The 25,519-nt window shown below is 53.8% G+C and carries 15 protein-coding genes; 1 reads left to right on the top strand and 14 read right to left on the bottom strand.

Going from position 1 to position 25,519, the window contains the following annotated elements; genetic code table 11:
- Positions 1-218: 218 nt before the first annotated feature.
- Complete coding sequence (locus tag A3841_RS00240; protein WP_073850299.1) at positions 219-974, bottom strand: hypothetical protein; 756 nt, start codon at positions 972-974, stop codon at positions 219-221.
- Positions 975-1,105: 131 nt separating this feature from the next.
- Between A3841_RS00240 and A3841_RS19935 the strand changes: the two genes are divergently transcribed.
- Positions 1,106-1,288: a hypothetical protein gene (locus A3841_RS19935; protein ID WP_139307845.1), complete on the top strand. Its 183-nt coding sequence runs from the start codon at positions 1,106-1,108 to the stop codon at positions 1,286-1,288.
- Here A3841_RS19935 and arsS read toward each other — a convergent pair.
- The 13 genes from arsS to A3841_RS00305 all read right to left on the bottom strand — a co-directional run bounded on the left by arsS (position 1,234) and on the right by A3841_RS00305 (position 25,178).
- The gene (arsS, locus tag A3841_RS00245) at positions 1,234-2,301 is read right to left on the bottom strand and encodes an arsenosugar biosynthesis radical SAM (seleno)protein ArsS (protein ID WP_073850300.1); all 1,068 of its coding nucleotides are present in this window, start codon (positions 2,299-2,301) and stop codon (positions 1,234-1,236) included. The two genes, A3841_RS19935 and arsS, sit on opposite strands and share 55 nt — an antisense overlap.
- Before the next feature lie 3 nt (positions 2,302-2,304).
- Positions 2,305-2,640, bottom strand: a complete 336-nt coding sequence (locus A3841_RS00250) for an arsenosugar biosynthesis-associated peroxidase-like protein (protein WP_073850301.1) — start codon at positions 2,638-2,640, stop codon at positions 2,305-2,307.
- A gap of 163 nt (positions 2,641-2,803) precedes the next feature.
- On the bottom strand, positions 2,804-3,499 hold the full coding sequence (locus tag A3841_RS00255) for a TIGR04283 family arsenosugar biosynthesis glycosyltransferase (protein ID WP_073850302.1): 696 nt from the start codon (positions 3,497-3,499) through the stop codon (positions 2,804-2,806).
- A gap of 275 nt (positions 3,500-3,774) precedes the next feature.
- On the bottom strand, positions 3,775-6,462 hold the full coding sequence (locus A3841_RS00260; RefSeq protein WP_073850303.1) for a glycoside hydrolase family 2 TIM barrel-domain containing protein: 2,688 nt from the start codon (positions 6,460-6,462) through the stop codon (positions 3,775-3,777).
- Positions 6,463-6,527: 65 nt separating this feature from the next.
- Complete coding sequence (locus A3841_RS00265) at positions 6,528-8,072, bottom strand: hypothetical protein (RefSeq protein WP_206073052.1); 1,545 nt, start codon at positions 8,070-8,072, stop codon at positions 6,528-6,530.
- Positions 8,073-8,309: 237 nt separating this feature from the next.
- Positions 8,310-11,126 (bottom strand): T9SS type A sorting domain-containing protein, encoded by a 2,817-nt coding sequence (locus A3841_RS00270; RefSeq protein WP_073850304.1) that lies wholly within the window; start codon positions 11,124-11,126, stop codon positions 8,310-8,312.
- A 176-nt stretch (positions 11,127-11,302) separates the two neighbouring features.
- The gene (locus tag A3841_RS00275; protein WP_083610084.1) at positions 11,303-12,517 is read right to left on the bottom strand and encodes a DUF4861 family protein; all 1,215 of its coding nucleotides are present in this window, start codon (positions 12,515-12,517) and stop codon (positions 11,303-11,305) included.
- Positions 12,518-12,546: 29 nt separating this feature from the next.
- Positions 12,547-15,300 (bottom strand): glycoside hydrolase family 2 TIM barrel-domain containing protein, encoded by a 2,754-nt coding sequence (locus A3841_RS00280; RefSeq protein WP_073850305.1) that lies wholly within the window; start codon positions 15,298-15,300, stop codon positions 12,547-12,549.
- 74 nt (positions 15,301-15,374) lie between these two features.
- Positions 15,375-16,583 (bottom strand): glycoside hydrolase family 88 protein, encoded by a 1,209-nt coding sequence (locus A3841_RS00285; protein WP_073850306.1) that lies wholly within the window; start codon positions 16,581-16,583, stop codon positions 15,375-15,377.
- 75 nt (positions 16,584-16,658) lie between these two features.
- On the bottom strand, positions 16,659-17,837 hold the full coding sequence (locus A3841_RS00290; RefSeq protein ID WP_206073053.1) for an alginate lyase family protein: 1,179 nt from the start codon (positions 17,835-17,837) through the stop codon (positions 16,659-16,661).
- Between the two features lie 57 nt (positions 17,838-17,894).
- On the bottom strand, positions 17,895-20,426 hold the full coding sequence (locus tag A3841_RS00295) for a glycoside hydrolase family 2 TIM barrel-domain containing protein (protein ID WP_073850307.1): 2,532 nt from the start codon (positions 20,424-20,426) through the stop codon (positions 17,895-17,897).
- Between the two features lie 148 nt (positions 20,427-20,574).
- On the bottom strand, positions 20,575-22,062 hold the full coding sequence (locus A3841_RS00300; protein ID WP_073850308.1) for a RagB/SusD family nutrient uptake outer membrane protein: 1,488 nt from the start codon (positions 22,060-22,062) through the stop codon (positions 20,575-20,577).
- Positions 22,063-22,094: 32 nt separating this feature from the next.
- Positions 22,095-25,178, bottom strand: coding sequence for a SusC/RagA family TonB-linked outer membrane protein (locus tag A3841_RS00305; protein ID WP_206073054.1), 3,084 nt, complete (start codon positions 25,176-25,178; stop codon positions 22,095-22,097).
- Between the last annotated feature and the right edge of the window lie 341 nt (positions 25,179-25,519).

A 25,519-nucleotide genomic window follows, 5' to 3' on the forward strand; every position in this document is an offset into this window, starting at 1 on the left:
TATGCAGAAAACCAAGTGAGTAATCAGTAATTAAAATATTTCTTGGTAAAGTTTTGCAGGAAACACTTAAAATTAATGTTTGGCCATCCTTATAAACCACCACACCCCGCCTGGCGACCAAGGTATATTCACTACAATGCCACCCTTGGGTAGCGAAAGGATGGCATTGTGGAAATGTAGGCGCAAAACTTCTTGTGGTTAAACCTGGCTGTCCCCTACTACATCTGAAACAGCACATTCAGCTGCAAAACAGACTCGTTCAGATCTTCCAGGCCAGCCACGTTGTGCCAGTAGCGCCACTCGGAGCCGGCGTATACTTTTCCAGGCTTGCCACGGAGGTTGCCCAGGTCCAGCAGCAACTGCGGCTGCGCCAGGTACTGCGTAGTGCCCGGGCCACGGTCGCCGATGAAGTCCATGAAGCCACGGAAGCGCAGGTGCACCTTCTCGGAGGCGGGCAGAGGGATGTCCCAGCTTGGGGTAAGCTGGTAGGTGCCCTTGTACGCTGAACCGTTTTGTTTGTAGTAGAAAGCCTCCAGCTGCAGCAACCCCTGCCCCGGCAGGCGAAACTTAAAGGCCGGCCCCAGCAAGTACACAAAGAAGTCCTCATCGCCGCCGAACAGCACGTTCACGCCGCCTCCCAGCAACACATCACTGATTGGCCCCAGTGCCACCTCCCGTTTCGTGGCACGGCTTAAGCTTAGTTTTGGGTACCACTCCGCATACAGCGACGGCCCAGCCAGGCTCACATCGTTAGAAAGGTCAGCAAACCCAAAATGCTCAAAGGCGCCCACCATGCCGAAGTGTTCGTACGTGATGGTGGCCAGATCGCCGGATTGGTTCAGGTGCCTGCCGTAAAGCAACTGCACGTTAGAGCCACCCTCGTACATGACTTGGGCTGCAGCGCGTTTTACCGGTAGCAGCAGCAGGAGGAGCAGGAGGAGTGGTAGCAGCAGGTGTTTTTTCAAAGCATTCATACTTAACGCAGTCAAAGGTGCAGACATGATAACGGGGTAACGGTGAAGGTTCTTGTTGGGGCACTAAATTAGAAGCTTACCCTGAAAGTACCTTAGCCGACCATAAGTTTATTCCCGCAAACGTGTAAAGTATGACAATTAACGGCCGCCAGATTTTACATACCAAGCTAAAGCAGAACGACAAAGGTGCCGGTGTGGCAGCACAGACGTATGTGGAAGTTACGGCCGGCTCCCTTCAGACTGAAAGTATAAAAGCTACTTATTTGACGGTCTCGCCGCCGCAACTGGAGCCCGCCCCGGCCGTGCAGCCGTAGCAGTGCTGGTTCAGTATGATGCTCCGCTTGTCCAGGGATGCTCTGTCAAAGTTGCGGATATGCTGCGGCGCACCCTGCTCCACCTTTAATTCCAGCATCTGGTTAAAGTCGCAGTCATAGAGGTAGCCATCCCACCCCACCGAGATCGTGTTGCGGCACATCACGCCCGCCGCGGCAGCCGGGTTAAAGGCCTCCACAAGCTTCTGCATGTAGCTGCTGTAGTTCCCGCTTTGCACCAGGTAATCCAGGTAGCGGCTTACCGGCAGGTTGGTGATGCAGAGCAGGTTGTTGAAGTCGATGTTGTAGCCACCCTTCAGACGCCGCTTAAACTCCGCCTCCAGCGATTTTTGCCCGCCGGGCAGAAAGGCACCCGATGGATTGTACACCAGATCGAGCTGCAGGCCTGTGCCCTCCTGGCCATAGCCTACCCCGTTCAGCAGCTGCAGGGCCTTTACGGATTTATCGAACACGCCTTCTCCCCGCTGCGCATCGGTGCGGGAGGCCTGGAAGTATGGTAGAGACGACACCACATGCACCTTGTATTTTTTGAAGAAATCCGGCAGGTCGTGGTATTTCCTGTTGGCCAGAATTATCGTCAGGTTGCAGCGCACGATCACCTGCCGCCCCAGTTGGGAGAGTTCCTCCACAAACCAGCGGAAGTCCGGGTTCATCTCCGGGGCGCCGCCTGTCAGGTCTACCGTCGTTATCTGCGGGGAGTGCTGCAGGGCATCTATACAGAGCTGCATGGTCTCGCGCGTCATGATCTCCTTGCGGTCCGGGCCGGCGTCCACGTGGCAGTGCCTGCAGGTCTGGTTGCACATTTTGCCTACGTTCACCTGCAGAACGGTGGTGCCTGTTGGCCTGAGAGGATACAGCCCGTGCTCCTGCAGCCTGCCGGCAAAGGCAGGAAATTGATCCCCATTCTGAGAAGGTGCCTGCAGGACGGTTAGCTGAAAAGAGGGATCGGCCAGTTCGTGGTGCTGGCCCTTTAATGATTTTACTGAAAACCCCATAGGCTACATTGTCAGCTCTTTGATCTTGTTCATCATCTGCACCCCGTGCACCAGCGCCGCGCCGCCTTTAATGGCCGCCGCCACGTGTACGGCCTCCATCATCTGGTTTTCGTCGGCCCCCTTTTGCAGGCAGTCCGACGTATAAGCATCGATGCAATAGGGGCACTGCACCGCATGCGACACAGCCAGGGCGATCAGGGCTTTCTCACGCTCGGTCAGGGCCCCTTCTTTAAACACCTCACCGTAGTAATCGAAGAACTTGCGCCCCATTTCTGGCTGTAGCTCGGTGATGCTGCCAAACTTGGGTAAATCGGCGGGGTTATAATACGTTTTATCCATACAAGCTGTGCGTTATTTTCCGGATGTTATACTTTATACGTTGGCAAAGCTACCAATCCTATACTTCAAACCGAAAGATACGGACAGTGTTTCGGGCTGGGGCAAATGCTGCGCACCAGGGGGGCTTAATATCGGCAGCACAGGTCAGCAGCGGTTATGACGTTCATTTTCTGATCAGCCTGTTGTAAATACCGGCCAGTTTGTGCTGCGGAAGCCCGAGGAAGTATAAAAGCCAGATAAACGAGAAGATGAACTGCAGCCGGTATACGCCATTTTCCTGATATTTTCGCGCTGATGTGGTGACTGCCGCCGGCAGGACTTTAAAGCCGGTCACTTTTCTGATTCTGCGGATGATCTCCTGGTCCTCCAGCAGCAGCAGTTCACTCCGAAAACCGTTGATTTGCCTGAAGCAACGCCGAAGCATATAGAGGCTCTGGTCGCCGAAGCGGAGGCTGTCCACATCAAACCGGGTGAACCACGCGTTTAACTGCAGGAACCAATGGGCAGCATCAAACTGCAGCCTGAAGCAACCGGCACCGCACGCAGAAGTGCAGTTGGCCACAATCTGCTCTTTATAATCGGCAGGCGGAAACGTGTCGGCATGCAGAAAGTATAAGACCTCTCCTGTGGCCACGGTGGCACCGGCGTTCATTTGGGCCGCTCTTCCCTTTGCGGGGGACGAGACAACCTTAGCCCCGGCCACTCGGGCAATCTCAGGGGTGCGATCGGTGCTGCCTCCATCCGAGACGATTATTTCCGGCGCGGGCCCGGTTCCGGTATGCAGCAGGTATCGGATGAGCTGCCCGATATTTTCGGCCTCGTTGTAGGTGGGGATCACGATGCTGATACTTGTTATCATGGTGGTTTGTCCACAGCGGAATGTAGCTGATCTTTAGCAAAGGCGCCTAGCAGCATCAAGGCTGCTGCCCCTTACGGGTCATCACGTGAGCTGAAGTATAGCCGCTTGCCTACAGGGTTGTTCCGGTTTTAAGTATAAACTTTACTTACGGGCAATTTGCGGGAACGAAGGTTTCCGGCCTGCCAAAGTTCCCGGATCCGAGCCTGTCTATACTTGTCTGGCAGGCCACCTGTAGGCAGCCAGAGTACTTACGGCACATGGCATGAAATAGCTGCTTACCTGATCTTCCGAACCTGAATACCATTCAATATAGCCTCTCCTTTCAGCGGCTTAAAACCAATGGTAATCCCTTCGTTGTGCTTTACACTAACGTTGATCTTTGAAGAAACCGCGCGTTCCGGGTACAGGTACCCGGTATTGCTCAGCCCGGAAAGCATACGTTTTTTGTTGACGCTCACATCAAACACCCGTTCTTCAAAGTCCTCTGCCGTCTGCTTTCCATCTCCTAAGTTATAGGCCAACTCTTCCTTTTTTATACCTGAAACCAGCTCTGCAAAATGTAGGGTCACTTCATAATCGCCAGCGGGCACATCCAGTTTAAATTGCTCAATACCTGTTCGCTGGGTGGCATAAACAGGGTCTAGCGCGGTGCCAAGTATGTTTTTATCCGATCCGTAACTATGGCGGGTGGTGTTTTCCATGGTATAAACCTTCCCACCAACATAGCCCCAGCTTCCCGGCTGATACGCCTGCTCCGGAAGCCATACTTGCCCGGCTGCTTCATCATAAAACATACGTTGATCACCCAAGCTAACATGCAGCGTTTTGAAGGGCAACGCGTTGCTTCTCAGATTTTGAGAGAGTAAATCAAACTGAATATCCGTTTGGTCTGTGATTTCAGCACCATCTAACGAGGCGTAAGCCTGAATTCGGTTAAGTCCGTTGATGAACGGAACATGAAAACGGACCACACCTTGCTCCGTGGAAGCAGTTCCAACTAACTTCCCATTCAGCTTCAGGCTTACGGCTGGCTGGTTGCTGAAAACCACCACTGCCTGCGTGCAGGTCAGGTTCGTTTCGGAGGCGGCAAAGCCGGTGCGCAGCTGCCATTCTTTCGAGCCGATCTGGATATAGGGATCCTTCAGTAAATTGGCCTGGTAGAAACGATAACCATCTTTCGGCTTGCGATCGCCTGTTAGAATTCCTTTAGAATTAATGTGCGGGGTGGATTCCACCCGGTGTTCCGAACTGAACTCAGCCAGGTTCCAGATCAAACCGGCGGCAACAAAAGGGCGCTCTAAAATGGCTTTTAAGTAGGCCTGATGAAAGGCGTTGGTATATTCCACCGTCTTATCAAACCGAACCGGCGCGAAGCTGTGCAGGCGGCTGTCAGCATCGGCGCCGTACTCTGTTACCAGCACAGGCTTATCAGGCAGTTCCTGGTGATGCCGGTCCAGGTAGGCGCCAAAATCTTCAAAGGTATCCGTGTACCAGCCTAAGTATAAATTCCAGCCCACCAGCATGGGTATTCTGGTCAGGCCGGTTCTATTGTAGAGATCGAAATTACCGTTGTTCGAGATCAAAGTATAGCGATGCGGGTCCTCCTTGCGCGTCAGGTCTTCGAGTTGCTGGGCCAGTTTGGCTACATTTTTAAAGTATAATTCCTGCCGCTCGGAGCCTTTTTCATGCTGTGGCCGCAGCAGCACTTCGTTCATGTAAGACCACACGATCAAGCTCGGGTGGTTATAGTTCTGCCGCACCATTTCCCGCTGTATATTGGCGGCGTTTACAGCAAAAGCCTCTGTTTCGGTGATGTGGTTGCCCATCGGGGTCTCGATAATGGCCAGAATACCCAAACGGTCGCAGGCCTGCAGGATGGCCGGGTCCTGCGGGTAGTGGGCGATCCGGAGGAAGTTTCCACCCATGGCTTTCAGTAACCCTACATCGCGCACGTGCATGGCATCACTTAAGGCATTGCCCATTTCCTTGAAATCCTGGTGGCGGCTGGCACCGATTAATTTCAGCGGCTCACCGTTCAGGAAAAACCCTTTTGCGGCATCAAAAGAGAACCACCGGAAGCCCAGCGGATTGGTCACTTCATCTAATACAGTACTACTCCCAGCCTCCGAAATAGTAGAAACCACGCGGTATAAATAAGGATCATCAACCGACCATAAACGTGCTTTTTTGATGTGCTTTAGCTCCTGATCAAAGCTCACTTTCTGGCCGGGGCTGGCGCTAAAGTTCTTCTTCAGTTCCTGAAACACGTTGCCATCAGCGTCTAATAGCTGATGACGCACGAGCAGCTTTTTCTTTTGATTGCTTTTATTCACGAAGGCCCCCTTTATACGTAGCTCGGCGTTATCACCGGTCACTTTTGGGGTAGCGATAAAAATACCGTTCGTCGCGTGGTTGTCTGCGTCGAAGTGTACTTTATCCAGCGCCTGCAGGTATACATCGCGGTAAATGCCCCCAAAGAAAGTATAATCTCCCGTTAAGGGCGGAATGTCTTTGTTGTGGCTGTTATCAACTTTTACTACAAGTTGGTTAGGCGTATTTCCGGCAGCGTTATACTTTAGAAACCGGCTGATCGGGAAGGAGAAAAAGGTATAGCTGCCGATGTGCTTGCCCACTGGTTTGCCGTTGATGAATACTTCTGCTACCTGCGCCGCTCCTTCAAAGTATAGGTATACTTCTTTCTCTTTCCAGTCGGCAGGGATGTACAGCGTTTTCTTGTACCAGCCGGTGCCCCGGTAATAGCCCGGTTCATCGTCCAGCACATCCTGGGCGTTCCAGGTATGCGGCACCGACACCGGTTGCCATTTTGCAGCAGCGCCAGCCTGCGTAGTATCTCCTTTCAGGAAAAGCCAGTTGCTGTTGATCGTGCTGGAGAGGCGCTCCTGCGCGTGTGAGGTGAATGTAAAGTATAAACTAAAAAAGGCTAAAAGTATAATCGATCTCATGTACAGCTGGAAACTAGGTGAATGCTTTTTTGTAAGTATGGCTGGAAGTATACAATCGGAACAGGCTATTTCTTCAGGCTCCTGCGGGCCTTGAGCTGCGCCAGGTAGAGCGATGGCAGGTTCAACTCTGGTTGGTTCTGCCCTTCCCACTCCCCGTCCGGCCTGTCCGGAAAGCGTCCTAAAGTTTTTTCTCCCTGCAAGCCGATACAATAATTTTTACCCGATGCCCAGGGGCTTTGCACCGTTGTGCTTTTAGCCGTGCAGTTCCAGAGCACCTGCGTTACGCCCGACCAGCCATGCCCGGAACCCCAGTTACCGCGGTCCTGCACATTGATCTCACCGTCGGTGGTGACGTTGTCGTAGAGGGTGCCCACTGCCCAGCGGTGGTGCGGGCCAATGTCGGCGTGCGTATTTTGGGCAGTGCAGTTGTAGAATACATTCGGGCCCAGCGTTTTGGCACCCGTAATATAGTCGTGGCGACCTTCGGTGGCTTTCAGGTTCATGAACAGGTTTAGTTGCCCGTTGTTGTCGAATGCGTAGCGCCTGCCGCCATGAATAAGCGATTTAGGTTCGAAGTTCCTGGAATCCCTGACGGTGATCTGTTTGGCCAAACTCCCCAGGCTGACAGCCGCGTAACCAAAGTAGCGGGAGGTTGTATTTCGTACCCAGGCATTTTCCACCTTGTCCATACTTACTGCCATCCAGCCGTGGTCTTCGTCGGTGTCGCTGGCGTACGCCGACTCAAAGCGTATGTGCTCCACGCCAACCTCCGAAATCCTGTCCTCAAAAGTATACTTGTATACTTCGCCCCCGCCGTACTTGCTTTCCATGGTCATCACGATAGGGTTGTCGAGGTATACTTTGTCTCCATCTATTTTTGTGATGGTGCGCTCAAACGCCAAACTATACTCCTGGGCCTGCCATTGCTTGGTATTGTGCCGCGCCTCGATCTGGTCCATCTTAATATCCCGGATCCAGTTGTCGGTTCCGGGACGGTAAACGATGATGTTATCTCCTGTTCTCAGTCCGTCAGCTGATTCAAGTATAAAAGACATGGCTCCGGTTGGCACCAATTCATCTGTAATCTTTCTTCTTGTGCCCGGTATCTCCTTTCTGTCTCCCTGGCCTGTTATTTCCAGCAACGTACGCTTGCCTGCACCGGAAGCGACAAGGACAGTACCCTTCTCGCCATTCTCGCCATCCCCTTCTCCCCGCAGCACAATGCCGCTCTGCCTGATGTGGAGTGTGCCGGGAATAGAGTAAGTGCCTTTTTTGAGCAGGATGGCTCCCCGGAAGCCATACTTGTCGGGCTTGCGGATAGCCACTTCATCAATGGCCTGCTGGATGATTTCCTGGCTGCTGCCCGATCTGGCCGGTCTGACGGTTTTTCGTACCCGAATATCCGGAATTTCCCGATCACCCTGCTGGTAGCCGACCCGGCTGAAGTCCGGAATTACGTTGCCCTGCGCATCGGGTGTGTAGTGCAGCGTACCATCCTTCGCTATACTTACATACTTCGACTGCCACACTGCTTTCTCCCGAATCTGAAAGGCCAGCGTACTTGCGGCCAGAAGGCCAAGCAGGGCGAGATGCTTTATCTTTGAAATCATGTAGGCCATACTTTAAGCTGATGTGCTTTTATAAAACTCAAGTTGCGATTAACCCACCCCTGCCCCTCCCAAGAGGGGAATTTTGCAGAAGAGCAGGTGATTCCCCTCCTCGGAGGGGTTAGGGGTGGGTTTATACCTGCACTGCATCAGTAAATCGCAACTTGGGTTATAAAGTATAAACTTCTGGTCCGCTACCGCATAAGTATAGCGAACCAGAAGTTTACAGGAATCCAGCTATTACCTTTTCAGGATCCTTCTTACCCATACTTCGGTGCCATCCGACACGTGCAGGTAATAGTAGCCATCCAGGTTTTGCTGTAAATTAAAATCGATCTCGAACATCTTGTGGCTCTTGGCTAAAACAGAAGAGGTGACCAGGTTGCCATTGCTGTCGTAGATTGCGAAGGTATATTCCTTGTCCTTGCGGTTATCCAGCTTCACTTTAAACCGGCCCTGGGTAGGGTTCGGGTAAGCGACAAGCAACAGTCCGTCTTTCTTTGCATCCTCCACGAACACCAGTATGGTTTGCTGCACCGGGGCCGCGGCTTCGTAGTTATCATCTCCAGCCTGATCGGCTTGCACCAGCACCTGGCCATCGCCGGAGAAGGTGAGGGTATTCCCCGCTACACTTCCCGGACCAGACACCACGCTATAAGAAACCGGCAGACCGGCAGAAGAAACAGCGGACAAGGTGATACTTTCTCCTGCATTTTTGGGCGTGATAGCTTCAAAAGTGATCTCCTGCGCCGCCCTATTCACTACAAAAGTTTGCGAGGCCGTTACCGGAAAGTACTTCTCGTCGCCGGCCTGTGTGGCCTGCACGGTAACGGTGCCGGCACCTGTGATGCGCAGGTAATCTTCCCCGTCATTCGTTTCTATCGTAGCGGGGCCCGAAAGGACAGCAAGCGTAACTGGCTGCCCCGAACTGGCGCTGGCAACAAACTGGAACGGGTCATCGCCATAGGTAACCTCGGTGATCTCGCCAAAACTGATCTCCTGCGTTTTCCGCTGGAACAATTCCCACTCGGCAAACTGCGTGTTGTTGTTATTCCCGTTCATGGTAATGTTCAGGCGGTAATAAACAAACGACTGCGTGTTATCCGCAATAGAGAACGTGCGGGTTTGTTTACGGGTCGGGAAATCCTCGTTTGAGCGGGTATCCAGGGTTGTCCAGGTTTTGCCGTCGTTGGAGCCTTTCAGGTTCCAGTCTTTCGGGTCACGCTCTTCCTGATCTCTGCCCGAAGTAATAGTATAGCTGGTCACGATGGCCTGCACCGCCGACTGGTACTGCACCCACAGCGCTTTTTTGCCGTTCTGATAATACTTGGTGTTGGTGTCGTTGTCGATAATGTTCTTGAAACCTTCATCAGGCCTGTTGCTTTCATACTGGGAAGTTAAAATGCCGCCGTTGTCGGTCAGGTCAAACGCTTCCGGGTCTCCTTCGCGGGCGGGCTCCTGGTACACCGGCTCTTCGGCCAGGATTTGCTCTGTCCGCACACGCAGTGCTGCCCACAAATTACCCTGCAGCTGCTCCGGAATCACGATGTTGTTCACGGCTTGCTCTCCCAGTCGCTCCCGCAGTTGTTGCAAGTATAAACTGCGCAGCGGCACATGCGTGCCCCAGCTTTCCCAGTAGCCGTTATGCGCGGGGTCCTCTCCCACACCTTGTGTTACCCCAATAGACCCAACGGCCCAGTTGCGGGCTGTCGGCGGGCTCTCCACCAGGAAATCACTCTTATAAGACTGGCTGTTCCAGAACATGGACTGCGCGCCTGACCAGCCGTGCCCGGTTCCGGAAGCACCGCGGTTTCGTACCCTGATCTGACCGCCGTACACGTTGTCGAACAGCAAGCCGGTAGCCCAGCGGTGGTGCGGCCCGATGTCGGCCTGGGTGTTGTCGGAGAAGCAATCCAGGAACACGTTGGGACCTGGCACTCGGGAACCGGTCACGTAATCGTGGCGCCCGCCCCAGGTCATGCAGCGCTGAAACAGGTTGTTGGAGCTGTTGCTTTCCAGGTTGAAGGAGTACTTCCGGCTCCCGGTCGTCTGGGATTTGGGGTCGATCATGGCGCAGTCCTGAATGGTGTTGAAGCGCGACATGTTGGAGAGCCGGACAGCTGAATAGCCGAAGTACTTCACCACCACGTTCTTCACCCACGAATTCTCCACCCGGTTGAACTGCACCGCATTCCAGCCATGGGATTCATCGCTATTGCTTCTGAAAACAGACTCCAGGCGCATGTTCTCTACACCCGTCTCCGAGATGCGGCCCGCTACGTTAGACTTATATACTTCACCGCCGCCATACACCGTTTCGATGGGGTCCACGATGGGGGCATCCAGTGTGATAGCGTTTCCGTTTACAGCCACTATTTTCCGCTCAAATTGTGTTTTATAGTCAGAAGCCACCCAACCATACTGCGCCATGTCCAGCGCGTTAATCCAGGCATCGTTGGGCGTTTTCTGCACCACCACTTCATCGCCCACCTTGAAGGTATGATTAGCCACAGAAAAAGTCTTCGCACCTGTGGGAACATAAGCCGAAGTGATTCTAACCTTCGTGCCAGTTACCTCGCCAAAGCCGCTGCCGGTTCCCCGTACTTCGATCAGGTTATGCTGCGCGCGTTGCGTGGCGATCAGCACCGTACCATTTAGGCCATTACCTTCGCCGCGCAGCACCACGCCGCTCTCCCGAACAAACAAGGCGCCTTCTACGTGGTAGATTCCAGCTTTGAGCAGAACCGCTCCACGAAACCCGTTGGCATCGGCCGGCAGGGCGGCCACCCGGTCGATGGCGCCTTGAATAAGCGCCCGAACGTCGCCTGTATCAGGCGAGATGGTTTCCTTTACCGGCACATCAGGCAGCTTAACCCCACCGCCACGGTAGCCCGCGCTGGAGAAATCAGGCACCTGGTTCACAGCATTTTCCTGCCCCTGGTTGGCATACAGCGTGTATTTGAGTTTTCCGTCCTGCAGCGAAACAAGCGGAGCCTGCCCTGCCACATCTAGCACAATGACGAAAAAAGATAACAGTAGCGTAATTATTTTTTTCATATGTAAGTGATTTAGTGACAGGTGAAAGTATAGCCTGGATCGAATCCTGTTGATGCACCCCAATACCTTACAAGGGGTGCCTCCTGAGGCTTTACAAAAATTTTATTCTCTGAGGTGCGTAGTGGAGATGGCTGAAAGGCATCAACCATCTCCTGCAAAAACTCCCTACTCTCAAACTAAAACTTAACTTCTAAGGGTGATGCCAGGCGTCTGGCAAAATCCGCCAGGTACTGGTCCCATTCTTCTGCTGATTTAAACTGGCCGCTCTTATCCCAACCGAAGCCAGCATAGTATACCAGCGCATTATCTTTTGGAGCAGTAACTACATACAGATGGCTTTGGTCTTTTGCCGCCACGCGGTGATCTCTAAACTCCTTTACTTGTTGCGGGTCCACCACCAGGCCGGTACCCAGGTTAGAATCATCCATAACCTCCCAATAGCGGAACCAGCCCTGCTCCTGGTTGGCCTTCACCTCTCCTTTCTTGTCGTGCAGCGTGATGCCGATGGTCAGGTTTGGTAAGGCTTTCTCCGACTCCAGCACCTCTTCTATGCGGGCCATGTTGCTGCCTAGGTCCAGGCTGATGCGCTTTGTCTCCTGCACCTGCTGGTTACCGGCCTGCCAGGGCGCGTAGGTCAGCTCAAACACCGTTCTGATCGGTCCTTCGGCAATTGTTTTATACTCCGTGAAGTTCCTGGAAACGTAAAGCGAGTCGTCTACCAGCACCCCAATTCCGCCAATGCCCCGGCTGATGCCCACGTGGTAAGGGTCGTAGCCTTCGCCACGGTCCACGTGGTAAAAGTTGCTGTTCTCTTTATAGCCTTCGTACCACTTGTTGATGATGGGATATTCTACCCGCTTCAGCCAGGCGTCGATGCCGCTCGTAAGCGTGCCGCCCTTTATACCTTGCTCCACCATTTGCTGGGCCACAGGGCCGTACGTGCGGAAAGCTACGCGGTCGTTCTCCCAGGTATAGTCATCGGTGCGCTCCGGCACAAACCGGGAGTAGGTTTGTAACTTGCTCTGCGGTTGTTGCGACGCACCATTTTCTGCTCCCTTCAGAGTGAACTTCCTCTCCTCGTTGGCTTTTATACTTGTCTGGAAGAGAATCTCGTCTATCGTGCCGTCCGCATCCGTGTCCAGCGGCTGGGTTAGCAGCAGGCTATCCGTGGCGACATCGTACAGGAGTAGATTCTCCACCCCATACTGTTGCACCAATTCCGCCACCTTCGCTACCGGGATACTCACCGTTTCGGCCGGGCGGTCCAGGGCCAGTTTGTTCATGACCTTAAACTCAATACTCTTAGCAGGTTGCTGGCAACCGGACAGAAGTACGGCACCAAGCAACATACTTCCGCCAATGGCCTTCGCTATATTTTGTAATCTTATCATGTTCTTTATTTTGCGCCGATTCGTGTAAACTATAGCTTGCGGAGCTGGAAGCCGTTCAGTACCGGCTTGCCTTTTTTGGCTTCGAAAGTGATTTCCAGACCTTTGCTTCCGGTAACCGTGACAGGCATTTTTTTAGCAACCGCCCGGGCCACACCGTACTCCCTGGCCAGGTTCAGGTCTTCCAGCACGAGCAGTCCGTTCACATACACGTCGAAAATCCGTTCTTCCGCTTTTTCCTCCTCCGCTTCGGTACCGCCCAGGTTGTAAGGGAGCGCTTCCTTAGGTTCCCCGCCTGTCAGCTCCGCGAAATGGAGCGTTATTTCATATTGTCCGTCCGGCACATCGGCCTTATACTTTTCAATGCCCACTTGCTGTGTCTGGTAAATGGGGTCGTTATCGGTACCGAAGATGCTTTTGTCAGTTCCGTAGCTTTGGCGGTTACTTTTGAAAGTAAAGATCTCTCCCCCCACATGGCCCCAGCCACCGGCGCGGTAGGCCTGGTCGGGCAGCCATACCTGCTGGTTCAGCTCATCGATAAACATGCGTTTGGAACCTAACAGGATATTCAGTTCTTCGAAAGGCACATCGTTCGCATTTAGCTGGTAAGGCACCAGACGAAAATCAACTTCCATGAAATCCTTGTATAGGTTGCCAGCATCTTCAGCAACAGCCTCTATTTGATTGATACCATTAGCAAACGGCACCTGCCACTCACTAACTCCTCCCACCGCCTTCTGCATACCCAGCTTCACGCCATTCACGATCAGCTCTGCCTGCGACAGGTTGGTATATACTTTAAATGGCTGCGTGCTCACCGAGTTTCCTGCCTGGCCGTTGGCAACGGGTTTTATACTTGCCGTGCCTTCGGCTTTGTCGGCGATGCCGCCGCGCAGGGTCCAGTTGCGGGAAGCTATTTTCAGAAAAGGATCCTGGCGCAGGTGTGCCTGGTAGTAATAGTAGGGCGCCTTCGGAACTCTGTCCAAAGTGGTGACGCCTTTGTTATTAATGTGCGGCATGGTTTCGCCGCGGGTTTCGGAGTTGAAATCGGCCAGGTTCCAGATCATGCCTGCCGCCACAAACGGACGCTTCATCATCTCGCGCAGGTATACTTCGTGGAACATACTGGCGTACTCTTCGCTCTTGTCGAAGCGCTCCGGCGTAAAGCTGTGTATCCGCGGATCGGCATCGGCGCCGTACTCAGTTACCAGCACCGGCTTCTCGGGCATATCGCGGTGGTGCTGGTCCAGGAACGGGCCAAAATCGTCCACACTTCGGCTGTACCAGCCCAGGTATAGGTTCCAGCCCACCAGCATCGGTATCTTCGTGAGGCCTACTTTGTTGTAAAGCTCATACGCCCCATGGTTCGGAATCATGGTATAGCGGTAGGGGTCTTCCTTGCGTGTCAGGTCTTCGATTTCCTGGGCCAGTTTGGCAATGTTGTGGAAGTATACCTGCTGGCGTTCCGGCTCGTCTTTATACCTGGGGCGAAGCAGAATCTCGTTCATGTACGCCCAGATGATGACGCTCGGGTGGTTATAGTTCTGCCGGATCATCTCCAGGTGGGTGCGTTTGCTGTTGTCGGCAAATGCTTCCGACTCAGTAATCCGGTTGATAATAGGCACTTCCACGGCCGTGAGTATACCCAGCCTGTCGCAGGTTTCCAAAATAACAGGGTCCTGCGGATAGTGAGCCACGCGCAGGAAGTTGGCGCCCATTTCTTTCAGCAGCTTCACATCCTGAATCTGGCGTGCGTCCGGCACGGCATTTCCCAATCCTTTGAAATCCTGGTGGCGGCTGGCGCCTATCAGCTTGTAGTGCTTGTCGTTCAGAAAAAAGCCTTCTTTCGGGTCGAACCTGAACCAGCGGAATCCCAGTGGGTTGAGCACCTGATCCAGTTCTTTACCAGTGGCAGCGTCGTATACAGTTGTAGCTACCGTGTACAGATAAGGGTCTTCCGGCGACCACAGGTTCGGCTGTTTCACCGGTTTTAAATCCTGGTTTATAGTGGTGCGTGTACCGGCAGCCAATTGAACCACAGTTGCCTTTTCAGTAACCGTTTTGCCCTGTTTGTCCTTTACCGTAGTAACAACTTTTATCCTGCGTTTCTGGGGAGAGCTGTTCACCAGTTTGCCCGCCACCTTTACCGTTGCTTTCTCTTTCGATACTTCCGGGGTGGTGATGTAAATGCCACTGGAGGCGTAGTCGGTCAAATCGATGTGCACCGGGTCGGTCACTACCAGATACACGTCGCGGTAAATACCGCCAAAGAAGGTGAAGTCGGCGGTGAGTGTCGGGATGTCCTCGTTGAAGCGGTTGTTCACTTTCACCGCAATCTCGTTTTGCTCGCCCTTGCCGAATTTCAGGTACTTCTTGATGGGCACGCTAAAGCGGGTGTAGCCGCCGATGTGCTCCCCGGCCTTCTGCCCGTTCACGTATACCTCCACTTCCTGGTTGGCTCCTTCAAAGTATAAAAACACATCCTTGTCTTTGTAAGAAGGACTGATATGGAGCATTTTCCGGTACCAGCCCACGCCCCTGTAGTAACCCGGTTTGTCGTCCATCACATCCTCGGCATTCCAGGTATGCGGCAGCGAAACGGTTTCCCAATCCACAGCTGCGACTTTGGCCGGAAACTGTGGGATCTCGCCTTTGTAAAACTGCCAGGCTTCGTTCACGCTGATCTTTAGCCGGCCGTTTCCGGCAGCCAGCACTGGCACCGAAAGCAGCAACAAGCAACCGAAGTATAGAAAACGAAGAAGCGACTTGAAGTTGATTGTACTCATTTGCAATAAGCTTTGATATTAAAAATCTCCCCAGCCAAGTATAAAGTATAGCCAGCCAAATTATAAAGCAGGACTTAGTTGAACAGTTTGCCTTTAGCTGCCAGCTGCTTTTGTCTCAGCAAGGCTTCCAGGTAATAGTAATCGGCGTAGGTCAGGGGCACATCAATTTCGGAGTTGTGCGGTTTGGAGCCGGTGCTGTGCAGCAGGATGAATCCTTTGTTCTGGCCAACCGGCGAAGTATACTTCTGCGACAGGCTCTGCAGCATTTTATCTGCAGCCTTCCGGTATACTTCCTTATTTTCGGAGTAAGTGCTGAGCTCGTACAGCGCCGATGCCATCACGGCTGCTGCCGAGGCATCGCGGGGCTCGTTCTGCAGGTTCGGCGCATTATAATCCCAATACGGCACCATATCGTCTGGCATTTGTGGGTGCTCCAGCATGTATTTGGCGATGTTCTCAGCCAACTCTAAATACGCTTTATTTCCTGTCTCGCGGAAGCTCATGGTATAGCCATACAAGCCCCAGGCCTGTCCCCTTGTCCAGGTAGATTCGTGGCTGTAGCCTTGGTGGGTGTTTTTCTTTTCTACAGCACCTGTCTCCGGGTTGTAGCCAATGACGTGAAAGCTACTGTAATCATCCCGAAAATGGTTCTGGAGCGTGGTGTTGGCATGGGCAACTGCAATGTTGTAGTAGGTAGAGTCGCCGGTGGTGCGGGTGGCCCAGAAAAGCAGTTCCAGGTTCATCATGTTATCGATGATGACCGGGAAATCCCACTTGTCCGTGTTATGGTCCCAGGAGCGGATAGCCCCAACGGTAGGGTTAAAGCGGGTAGCCAGTGTCTTTGCGGATAGAATCAGCACGTCGCGGTACTGCGGGTCGTCAGTCAGGCGCAGGCCGTTGCCGTAGCTGCAGTACATCTTAAAGCCCATGTCGTGGGTGCCGCTATTCAGCTTTTCCTTTTCCAGGTTGGCCGTATACTTCTTAGCTTCGATGAGCCATACTTTATCGCCGGTATACTCATACAAGTACCACAGCACTCCCGGGAAAAAACCGCTTGTCCAGTCCTTGGGGGCCACCAGCTGCAGCTCTCCCTTATCGTTAATAGTGCGCGGTGATACGGCTCCCGGCTTGGCTGTTTTCGTTGCTTTTTCCGTTTCCTTCAGCAATACCTTCGTTTGTTTGGCAGCATGGTCGAAGGCTTCGTTTACCGGCACTTTCTGCGCGGCGCAGGCTAGGGTAAAACAAAGTATAAACAGGAACAGAGATGTAGATTTATGTAGCATGGTATCGTATTTTAAGTATAAAGGATAAGCTCTTTTAGCTGATGTTTTTCAAGTATAAAATGAATCGCTCGCAGATCACATCCAGATGAGTGGGTGCCGTATTGGTAGATTTCGCAATACCTCTTCCTCTTGCGGAGCGTGCTCCAGTGTTTTCCAGGTGGCAAACCAATCCTTTTGGCTAAAGCGCTGTGCCCCTATCAAAAGGAAGGGATGCGCCACAGGCCAGTTATCCCAATACATCACGTCTTTGCTATAAGGCCACCTGTTCTTGTCTGCCACATAGGGGTACAGGAACGCTATCCCTTTCCTGATTGATTTTCCGTCTTCCGTCTGGTACTCCCAGAGGTTGTGCATTTCATCGGAAAGGAGATGCACCACCATGGTCATCGCGTCCAGGTTAAAGAGGGAGTAGCCGTAGGGCTTTGTCCTTTCCAGTTCCAGCGGAAAGCTGCCATCCTGGGCCATTTGGTTGGGAAGCAGCACTTCCTTGTAGCGCTTTCGACAGAAATCCAGCAGCTCCTCATTTTGAGTAAGCCTGGCAAATGAGGCCACCTGCATCACCCAGCAGGTCGCATGGTTGTTCTTCCAGTTCATCTCGGCCTGCCCGTACGGATGCGTAGTGAGCCATTGCAGGTAATCCGCGAACCATTGCTTAATTGCCCTCACCGAAACCTGGTCTGTTCCGGAGGCATTTTCCAACACCCGTACTCCCTGCGCCACTTCCATCAGGTGGATGGTATCGATAATGCCAATCCCCCTGCCTGTTGCCCTTCCCTTTATGGCCTGCGCGCAGTGCAGCGAAGGGTTCATCCTGGTTTCCGGATCCACAAACCACGCATTCAGATGCACAAAAGCGTGGTCTCTATACTTGGTATCCCCCGTGAGTTTAAAGGCAGAGGCAAGCGCTCCAACGATGCGGCTGAACCGGATCATGGACTGCCGGTGCGCCACGAAATTATCCGGGTTCGTCATCCCATCCCGCTGAATGTATGGCCCCTCCGGGTTGGCAGGATCCGGCCACCAGTAATCCCCCTCTGAATAAAAATCATGTATGCCGCCTGCGCTTCGCGTCGCTACATGGGCCGTAACCGTAACAGGCTGCAGCTCAAGCGCCCAGGCTGCCTCCTGCAGCACCTGCTTCCGTAGCACCTGCCTTGCCATCTCTTCATAGGATTTCGCCGGCTCGTTTTCGATTTCCGGAACCTGCAAAGGGGAAAGAATGGAAAGCAAACTAAACAGAATCGAAATCATCATACAGCCTGTTCGTTTTTGAATTGAAAGAAGAAACTATAAGCGCTCTTAGGAAACAGACTACTGCCCTGCTCCACCTACAGCTCCACCCGAGGAAGTTCCCTGGTTGGATTTCAAGTTGAGCAGCACGGTAGGTATACCTTCGGAGCGCACGCTCACCACATTTTCGCCTTGGTTGGTTTTCAGGCGGATGATGGCGCGGCCGTTGTACAACTGCACTTTACTGGAGCCCGTGGAGGTTCCCTGATTCTCTATCAGTTCGCCATCACCAGTTAAGGCAAAGCGCACGTTCTGCGCGGCATCCAGGCAAAGCACGCCCTGGCTGTCCAGCATTTTCACCTGCACCGTGGCCGTGTCGTTCTGCTCTTCCAATTTCTCCAGCACCATTTGGGCAGGTGCACCCCACTTCTCGGTCTGGTATTCAAAACTCAGCTCATCGGCAACAGTCGTTTTGCCTTTCCGGGCAATTACTTTCACGGTGTGCTTGCCGCTCGTCATGGGCACCATCCAGCGCAGGCCGGCCGCTGGAAAATCCTGGCTGTTGCGCTTCTTGATGCCCATGCTTTTGCCATCCACAAACAGCTCGGCCTCGTCGCAGTTGGAGTATACCTTGATCATCTTCTCCTCACCTTCCTCACCCCAGCGCACCGGCCAGGTATGGCCGTAGATGCGGGCCATTGGCTTTTCTGCCCAGTAAGACTGGAACACATAGTAGGATTCCTTTTTGGTAAAATCACGCTCGATAATGCCTTTCTGGTTGACATAGGGCACAGGGTTTTCCGGGCGAACCGGCGTTGAAAAATCCTTGAAAGGCCAGTAGGCAGAGCCCGTTAGCCACGGCATGGTTTCCTGCTCCTTCAGGTGCCAGTCGATCAGGTTCACGATATAGCTTTCGCTCCAGTCCCCATCCTTCGACACGCGGGTAGCGCCACCCACCAGCGAGGCGTCTCCGGCTCTTTCATCGGTCCCTTTGCCCGTAGGTATAGCAGACAATATATGGTTGGGGTCTTCTGAATGACGACGTGCATGGCTGTCTCCGCCCCACTCCACATGCAGGAAACGGTCTACGCGGTTAAATTCCTTTTCAGATTCCTTCTTATACTCGGTGTAAGTGCCCCGGTACCAGCCGGCCCAAATGGAAGGAGAGTATACATCCACAATGTCTTTACAGAAGTCGCAGCGGCGGATAGCTGTCTGGCGGGACGGGTCGAGCTTGTGTGACAGGTCGTTGAGTTCACTCATAAATTCCCGGATCTTCTGCTGGTCAAATTCCGGGAAGTCACCCGGCCAGTCGTTTTCGTTGCCCAGGCCCCAGATGATGACCGAAGGATGATTATAATGCTGCTCGATCATGTTGGTGAGCATGTCGCGGGCCTGTTCTTTGTAGATCTCGCCACCCAAACCGCCACGGCACCACGGAATTTCCTCCCAGACAAGTATGCCCAGGCTATCGCAAAGCTCCAGTATGATACGCGACTGCTGGTAGTGGCCCAGCCGGATGAAGTTGATGCCGATGTCTTTCATCATTTGCATTTCCTGGCGCATCTGCTCTTCGGACATGGCACTGGCTACGCCGGCGTGGTCTTCGTGGCGGTGCGTGCCGCGCAAGAGCAGGCGCTCGCCGTTCAGGTAAAAGGGTCCTTTCTCTGCAAACTCAAAGTGTCGGAAGCCTATTTTCTCTATGGTGGTATGGGTGCCTGAAGGCGTGGTTATACTTGTCTCCAAAGTATAAAGGGCAGGATTTGACGTTGACCACAGTTTAGGCTTCTTCACGGTAGGCTGCCATAACATAACATCTCCTGCTGTGGCGTTGGCCTCCACCTTCATCTGATCAACTACCTTTCCTTTCGGGTCCTTCAGACGAAGAGTAACCTGGGCTTTTTCTATTTTATCAGGATTATAGAACCTGGTTTTGACGGAAAGCTGCCCTTGTTTACCGGCCTTGTCTACCGTAGCATGTGCGAACACTTTATCAAGGGAAAGCGCCGGCACATGCACCAGGTTCAGGTAGCGGTAAATGCCGCCGTACACGTTGAAATCAGAAAGGTCAGAGGGGATCATCTCCAGGTCGCGGGAGTTGTCGCAGCGGATGGAGATGGGGATTTTGCCGTTGAATTGCTCTTTGAAAGCTGCTGTCTGCTTAAAAGCCTCAACGGCTTCTGTTATATCAACCGTGAACTCATCGTAGCCGCCCACATGCGAGCCGACCTTGGTGGTGTACACGTAAACATCCGTCTTCTGTCCGGCCCCCTCGAAATGCAGGAGCGTGCGGCCGTTTTTATACTTGTTGTCTATCTCCAGATTGGTGCGGTACCAGCCCGGCCCCTGGTAGTAATTAACATCGGGGTCTACGGCATCGGTGGCATTAAAACTATGCGGCAGCGTGACCGGCTCCCAGATCGGCACGGTTTCAGGGGAACCCGGTTTTGCTGGCCTTACAGCCTCCCAGATACCTCCCAGATCGCTTTTCAGGAATTCCCAACCACTGTTCAGCCTGGTTTTGTTTCCCGGCTGCTCCGCCTTTGCCTGCACGGGTAAAACCAGCAGCGCAAAGCAAAGGGAAAGTATAAAGTATGATATTCTTAAAATCATTGCAAGTAGAGTAAAAGGAAAGTATGGCCGCGGTGCTGATGCACCCGCCCAACGTATGTTTCAGGCGTAGGGTAGGCAAAAGGAGCCCTTCTGCCCCGCTTTCGGGCAGGTGCAGAAGAGCAACTAATAACCACTTAACTCTCTCAGATTAATTGTAGCCCGGGTTCTGAGGCAACAGGTTCTTGTTTCGGGAAAGCTCCGCCTGCGGAATGGGCAACAGCTTATGAAACTCCTGTGCGTTCGCCTGTGGCTCAAAGGAGTCCGGTCCTGTAAAAGCCTCCGGCACCATGTCCCAACGCTTCAGGTCATACCAGCGCTTCCACTCAAATGCCAGCTCCACCCGGCGCTCCTCGCGCACCGCGGCGCGGAACTCCTCCTGCGACAAGCCAGCCAGGTCCTCGGTATAGCCGGCCCTGCGGCGTACTTCGTTGATATACTCGTAGGCTTCTGCCGTAGGTCCACCATTGGCCTCGTTCAGCGCCTCTGCCGCTATTAGCAGTACTTCGGCGTAGCGGAACAACACCAGGTTGTGGTCGGACCTGGCTCCGGTTGACTGCGCATCGCCGGGCTTCAGTGCCCACTTGGCCGTATGCACGTAGGGGTCCTGGAAATCGGTCCACGGCTTAGTGTTTTTCCCATGCGCTGCCTCCGTGATAAAGGTGGCCGCCTTACGCAGGTCTTCGTCCTTAAAGCTGTCGTAGGCTCCAGGCGAGGCCACCACCACGCTCCAGCCCTGCATGCTGGCGCCCCGCACGCCGGTGATGGCGCTTATGTAATCCACGTTGAAGTTGCTGGTACCCACCTGGCCCAGGAAATCCACCGTCCATACATGCTCTGCCATGTCGCCGTTTGTGGCATCCCACAGGTCGTTGAAGTCCGCCATCAGCTTATAGCCGAAGTTGCCTTTGTTGTTGATCACCATCTGCGAGTACTCCGCGGCTTTCTCCCAGTTCCCCAGCGTGAGGTGGAGCGAGGCCAGCAGCGTTAGAGCAGAGCCTTTCGTTGCCCGTGACCGGACGTCGCCGGCGTAACCATCGGGCAGTGCGTCGTAGGTGCTTTCCAGATCCGAGATGATCAGCTGGTAGATTTCTGCCGCCGGGCTCTTGGATATGGTCTTCACCGCTTCGATCTCCTCAGGCGTGTCGATGAAATAGTCGATCTTCGGCACATCCCCGAAAAGCTGCACCAGGTGCGAGTAGGCAAGCGCCCGGATCGCCCGGGCCTCTGCGTCCAGAGCATTGCGGTTGGCCTCCGGCATCTCCACACGCTTTATACCTTCGATGGCCGCGTTGGCCGCACCGATAATAGCGTAGGAGCTGTTCCAGATGTGCTCTATGTTATCGTTGCCCGCCTCGAAGATGAACCTGTCGAGTTGTCTGCGGCTGGCAGCCGTTCCCTGGTCCCCGATCGTGCCCATGTCGCTTAGCAGCTGCAGGCTCATGGTCAGCCTTCTTCCGTAGTATTCTTCCCGGGCCATCAGGCCATAGCCGGACAGCACGGCGGCCTCGGCATCCCCGTGGGTTTTAAAGAAGCTCTCCGGGGCCAGCAGTCCTACAGGTTCCTCGTCCAGGTCGGTGCAGGCACTGAAAACGCCCAGCAACCCCATGGCCAGTATCGTATGTATCTTGGTTTTCATAATAATCTCCGTTTACTGTTGAGAAGAAAAGCTTAAAAAGTGATGTTCAGTCCGGCAGTGTAGGACTTCACGTTCGGATAGCTGCCATAGTCCAGTCCGATGTTGCGGTTCGAGTCGATGTAGCTCACTTCCGGGTCATAGCCGGTGTAGTCCGTGAAGGTCACAATGTTCTGGGCGCTCACGTAGAGGCGCAGGTTGCTGACAAAGAACTTCTCTGTGAGAGCCGACGGCAGGTTATACCCCAGCACCACGTTCTTGAGCCGCACATAGCTTCCGTCCTCCACCCAGCGGCTGGACACGGCGTTGGAGTTGTTGATGCTTGCCCGCGGCACGTTGGTGTCGGTGTTGGTCGGTGTCCATCTGTCCAGTGCCGCCGTAGAAGCGTTGCCCTTGCCAGACATCCACTCCATCTCCATGCGCGTCAGGTTCAGCATGTCGTTGCCCACGCTTCCCTGGAAGAATACCGACAGGTCGAAGTTCTTATACTTGAAATCGTTGTTGAAACCGAAGATATAGTCGGGATGCGGGTTGCCGATGATGGTACGGTCTGCGGTGGTCACCACGCCGTCCGGCACACCGGTCAGGTTGTTGTTCTCATCCACACCCGTAATGTCCCTATACTTGGCGTCGCCGGGTGCTTTTCCTTTTTCAGCGCTGATGTCATCCCCCTGCTGGTACACGCCGTCGAAGATGTAGCCGTAGAACATGCCCACCGGCTGGCCCTCCGTCAGGATGTGCGACTGCCTGTTGAGCAGGTGGCTGGGCACTCCGGACTCGATGATCTCCCCTGCTGGCAGGCTCAGGATCTTGTTGCGGTTAAAGGTGATGTTAAAGTCCGTGTTCCACTGGAAGGCTGCCCCGTCGACGTTCACGGTGTTCAGCCCGAACTCCCATCCCTTGTTCTCCAGGCTGCCAATGTTTTGCAGGGTGCTGGTGTAGCCGGAGTAAGGAGGCAGCGGCATGCGGTAAAGCAGGTCCACGGTTTTCTTGTAATAGTAGTCCGCTGTCAGGCTTACCCTGCTGTTGAAGAGACCCAGGTCGACACCGAAGTTTGTCTGCTGGGTGCTCTCCCAGCTCAGGTCAGGATTCTGAACCTCTGTGGGGCGCACCGCATTAACAGGCACTCCGCCGATAATGGTAAACGTTGGGGAGAAACGGGCCAGCGATTGGTAGGAGCCGATCTCGGTGTTGCCGGTTACGCCATAGCTGCCGCGCAGCTTCAGGTTGCTTGTCCATGCCAGGGCCGACTCCAGGAAAGGTTCTTCCTTCACGTTCCAGGCAAGGGCTGCCGATGGGAAGAAAGCCCACTTGTTATTCGCTCCGAAGCGGGAGGAACCATCGTAACGGCCGGTAAAGGTGAGCAGGTAGCGCTCCTTGAAGTTATAGTTCGCGCGGCCATAGAAAGACGACATCTGCCACTCCGTCATGCCTGAGCTAGGGTTCTGGTATGTCGAGCCGCCGTCCAGGTTCCAGAAAGAGAAGCTATCCGAGATGAAACCGCGGTTCTCGGCGTCCCAGTCCTCTCCTCTGTAGGATTGGTAAGAGTAACCGGCCACAAGCCCTACAGTATGGATGTCGTTGAGCGTACGGTTAAAGGAGAAATAGTTCTCGTTGATAATGTTGGTGTTCTTATCCGCTGAGATAGAGCCGGTTCCGCCTGTATTGGCGCCTTCGTTCAGCGTGGTCGGGATAAAGCTGCCGGTGCGTCCGTTGTTGGTCTGCACGCCCAGCGTGGTGCGGAAGTCAAGTCCTTCCAGAATATTGACATCTACAAACAGGTTACTCTGCAGCATGTCCACCACCCGCTCGTTCTGGCGCTGTGTGGCCACCGCGTAAGGGTTGTCTATCGGGTCGCCCACATCGGCACGGGTGAATTTACCCTGGTCGTCGTAGATGCCCAGAATCGGGTTGAAGCGCAGCGCAGAGCCGATAACGCCCGCACCATTGGCTCCACCGGAGGTTTCCTGGGTCCTGACTCCGTTTCGGATAGAACGGGTTGCCAGCAACTTCACGCCTGCCCGGATCCTTTCCGATATACCAAAGTCCAGGTTGGCAAGGCCGGAGTAGCGTTTGTAGTCCGAGTTGATGACGATGCCATCCTGCCCGAAATAGTTCACCGAAGTATAGAAGTTGAGCTTCTCAGAGCCGCCGGAGGCAGACACCTGGTAGTTCTGCAGGTTGCCGGTTCTGAATATCTCGTCCTGCCAGTCTGTTCCCTCGCCATAGGAGGCCGGGTTAGGGTAGCGCTCCTCCTTGTATACTTCGTTCATCATCTCGGCAAACTGCGATGCGTTCAACACATCCATTCTTTTACCTACCTCTTGTGTGGAGTATGATGTCTGTAGTTCTACCCTGGTCTTGCCGGACTTTCCTCTTTTGGTCGTGATCAGCACCACACCATTCGCACCACGCGAGCCGTAGATGGCCGTGGCGGATGCATCCTTGAGGATCTCGATTGAGGCGATATCCCCGGGCGGTGGCGGCGTGGCGCCTGCAAAGCCGTCCACCACGTAAAGCGGGTCGCTGCTGGCGTTAATGGAAGTACCACCCCGAACACGAATGCGAGGGCTTGCGCCGGGGGCGCCGTTACTGCTCGTAATCGAAACACCCGCAGAGCGTCCCTGCAGTGCCTCGGTGGCACTAAGCGCCGGGTACTGGTTTATCTCATCGGCTGATACGGACGAAACGGAGCCTGTCAGGTCGCTTTTCTTCTGCGTACCGTAACCCACCACCACTACCTCGTCAAGCGCCCTCGTGTCCAGCTTCAGGGAAACGTTCACAACTGAGCGGTTTTGAAGCGGCACTTTCTGTGTGACATACCCCACAAAGGAGAAAACCAGGGTAACATCCGACGAAGTAGCCTGCAGCCGGAATGTGCCGTCGGCGCCTGTGGCGGTACCCGTTGTGGAGTTTTCCACCAGCACCGTTACGCCTGGCAGCGGCTCCCCGTTAGATGCATCCTTTACCGTACCTGTCACCTGTACACCCTGTACCGTATACTTTTCCGTCAGCAGGCTGGCTTCGCCTGCCGCTGCACCGCTTATTTCCATACTTGCCACTCCGCTCGCCCCGCGCATCATACTTGCCTGTGCAACCGGCGCGGCAGTCAAGGTCAAGGCGCATCCAAGCAATATGAAGACTGCTGGCTTTAAATGGCTAAAGCGGGCAAAACTACCCTCTCCTCCATCTCGGCATAACCTGCGTATACTCTTTTCCATATTCAGTAAATTTTTCGTTTATAATTTATGTGAACCTTATTCCTTAAACAACTATGTGATTGATCACTTATACATTAAGACATATATGCCTCTTGAGCGGTAGAAGACGTGGCTGCACCGCCAAGTACTTTGGTTAAATAGCCATGGCCTAACAGTTGCCCAGACGGAGCTAAGCTGCAGGCAGAGCCGCTGATCTCACAAAAATCAGATAAGGTAAATGATCAGAAGGAGCATCGACA

Origin of the sequence: Pontibacter flavimaris, from assembly GCF_001907195.1 — a bacterium.
In the GTDB taxonomy this organism is placed as follows: domain Bacteria; phylum Bacteroidota; class Bacteroidia; order Cytophagales; family Hymenobacteraceae; genus Pontibacter; species Pontibacter flavimaris.

Bases quoted from the DNA above. Each gene is read 5' to 3' on its own strand.
- A3841_RS00260 (WP_073850303.1), bottom strand. From the start codon at position 6,462: ATGAGATCGATTATACTTTTAGCCTTTTTTAGTTTATACTTTACATTC.
- A3841_RS00240 (WP_073850299.1), bottom strand. From the start codon at position 974: ATGAATGCTTTGAAAAAACACCTGCTGCTACCACTCCTCCTGCTCCTC.
- A3841_RS00250 (WP_073850301.1), bottom strand. From the start codon at position 2,640: ATGGATAAAACGTATTATAACCCCGCCGATTTACCCAAGTTTGGCAGC.
- arsS (WP_073850300.1), bottom strand. From the start codon at position 2,301: ATGGGGTTTTCAGTAAAATCATTAAAGGGCCAGCACCACGAACTGGCC.
- A3841_RS19935 (WP_139307845.1), top strand. From the start codon at position 1,106: ATGACAATTAACGGCCGCCAGATTTTACATACCAAGCTAAAGCAGAAC.
- A3841_RS00295 (WP_073850307.1), bottom strand. From the start codon at position 20,426: ATGATTTTAAGAATATCATACTTTATACTTTCCCTTTGCTTTGCGCTG.
- A3841_RS00255 (WP_073850302.1), bottom strand. From the start codon at position 3,499: ATGATAACAAGTATCAGCATCGTGATCCCCACCTACAACGAGGCCGAA.
- A3841_RS00275 (WP_083610084.1), bottom strand. From the start codon at position 12,517: ATGATAAGATTACAAAATATAGCGAAGGCCATTGGCGGAAGTATGTTG.
- A3841_RS00285 (WP_073850306.1), bottom strand. From the start codon at position 16,583: ATGCTACATAAATCTACATCTCTGTTCCTGTTTATACTTTGTTTTACC.
- A3841_RS00265 (WP_206073052.1), bottom strand. From the start codon at position 8,072: ATGATTTCAAAGATAAAGCATCTCGCCCTGCTTGGCCTTCTGGCCGCA.
- A3841_RS00290 (WP_206073053.1), bottom strand. From the start codon at position 17,837: ATGATGATTTCGATTCTGTTTAGTTTGCTTTCCATTCTTTCCCCTTTG.
- A3841_RS00270 (WP_073850304.1), bottom strand. From the start codon at position 11,126: ATGAAAAAAATAATTACGCTACTGTTATCTTTTTTCGTCATTGTGCTA.
- A3841_RS00280 (WP_073850305.1), bottom strand. From the start codon at position 15,300: ATGAGTACAATCAACTTCAAGTCGCTTCTTCGTTTTCTATACTTCGGT.
- A3841_RS00300 (WP_073850308.1), bottom strand. From the start codon at position 22,062: ATGAAAACCAAGATACATACGATACTGGCCATGGGGTTGCTGGGCGTT.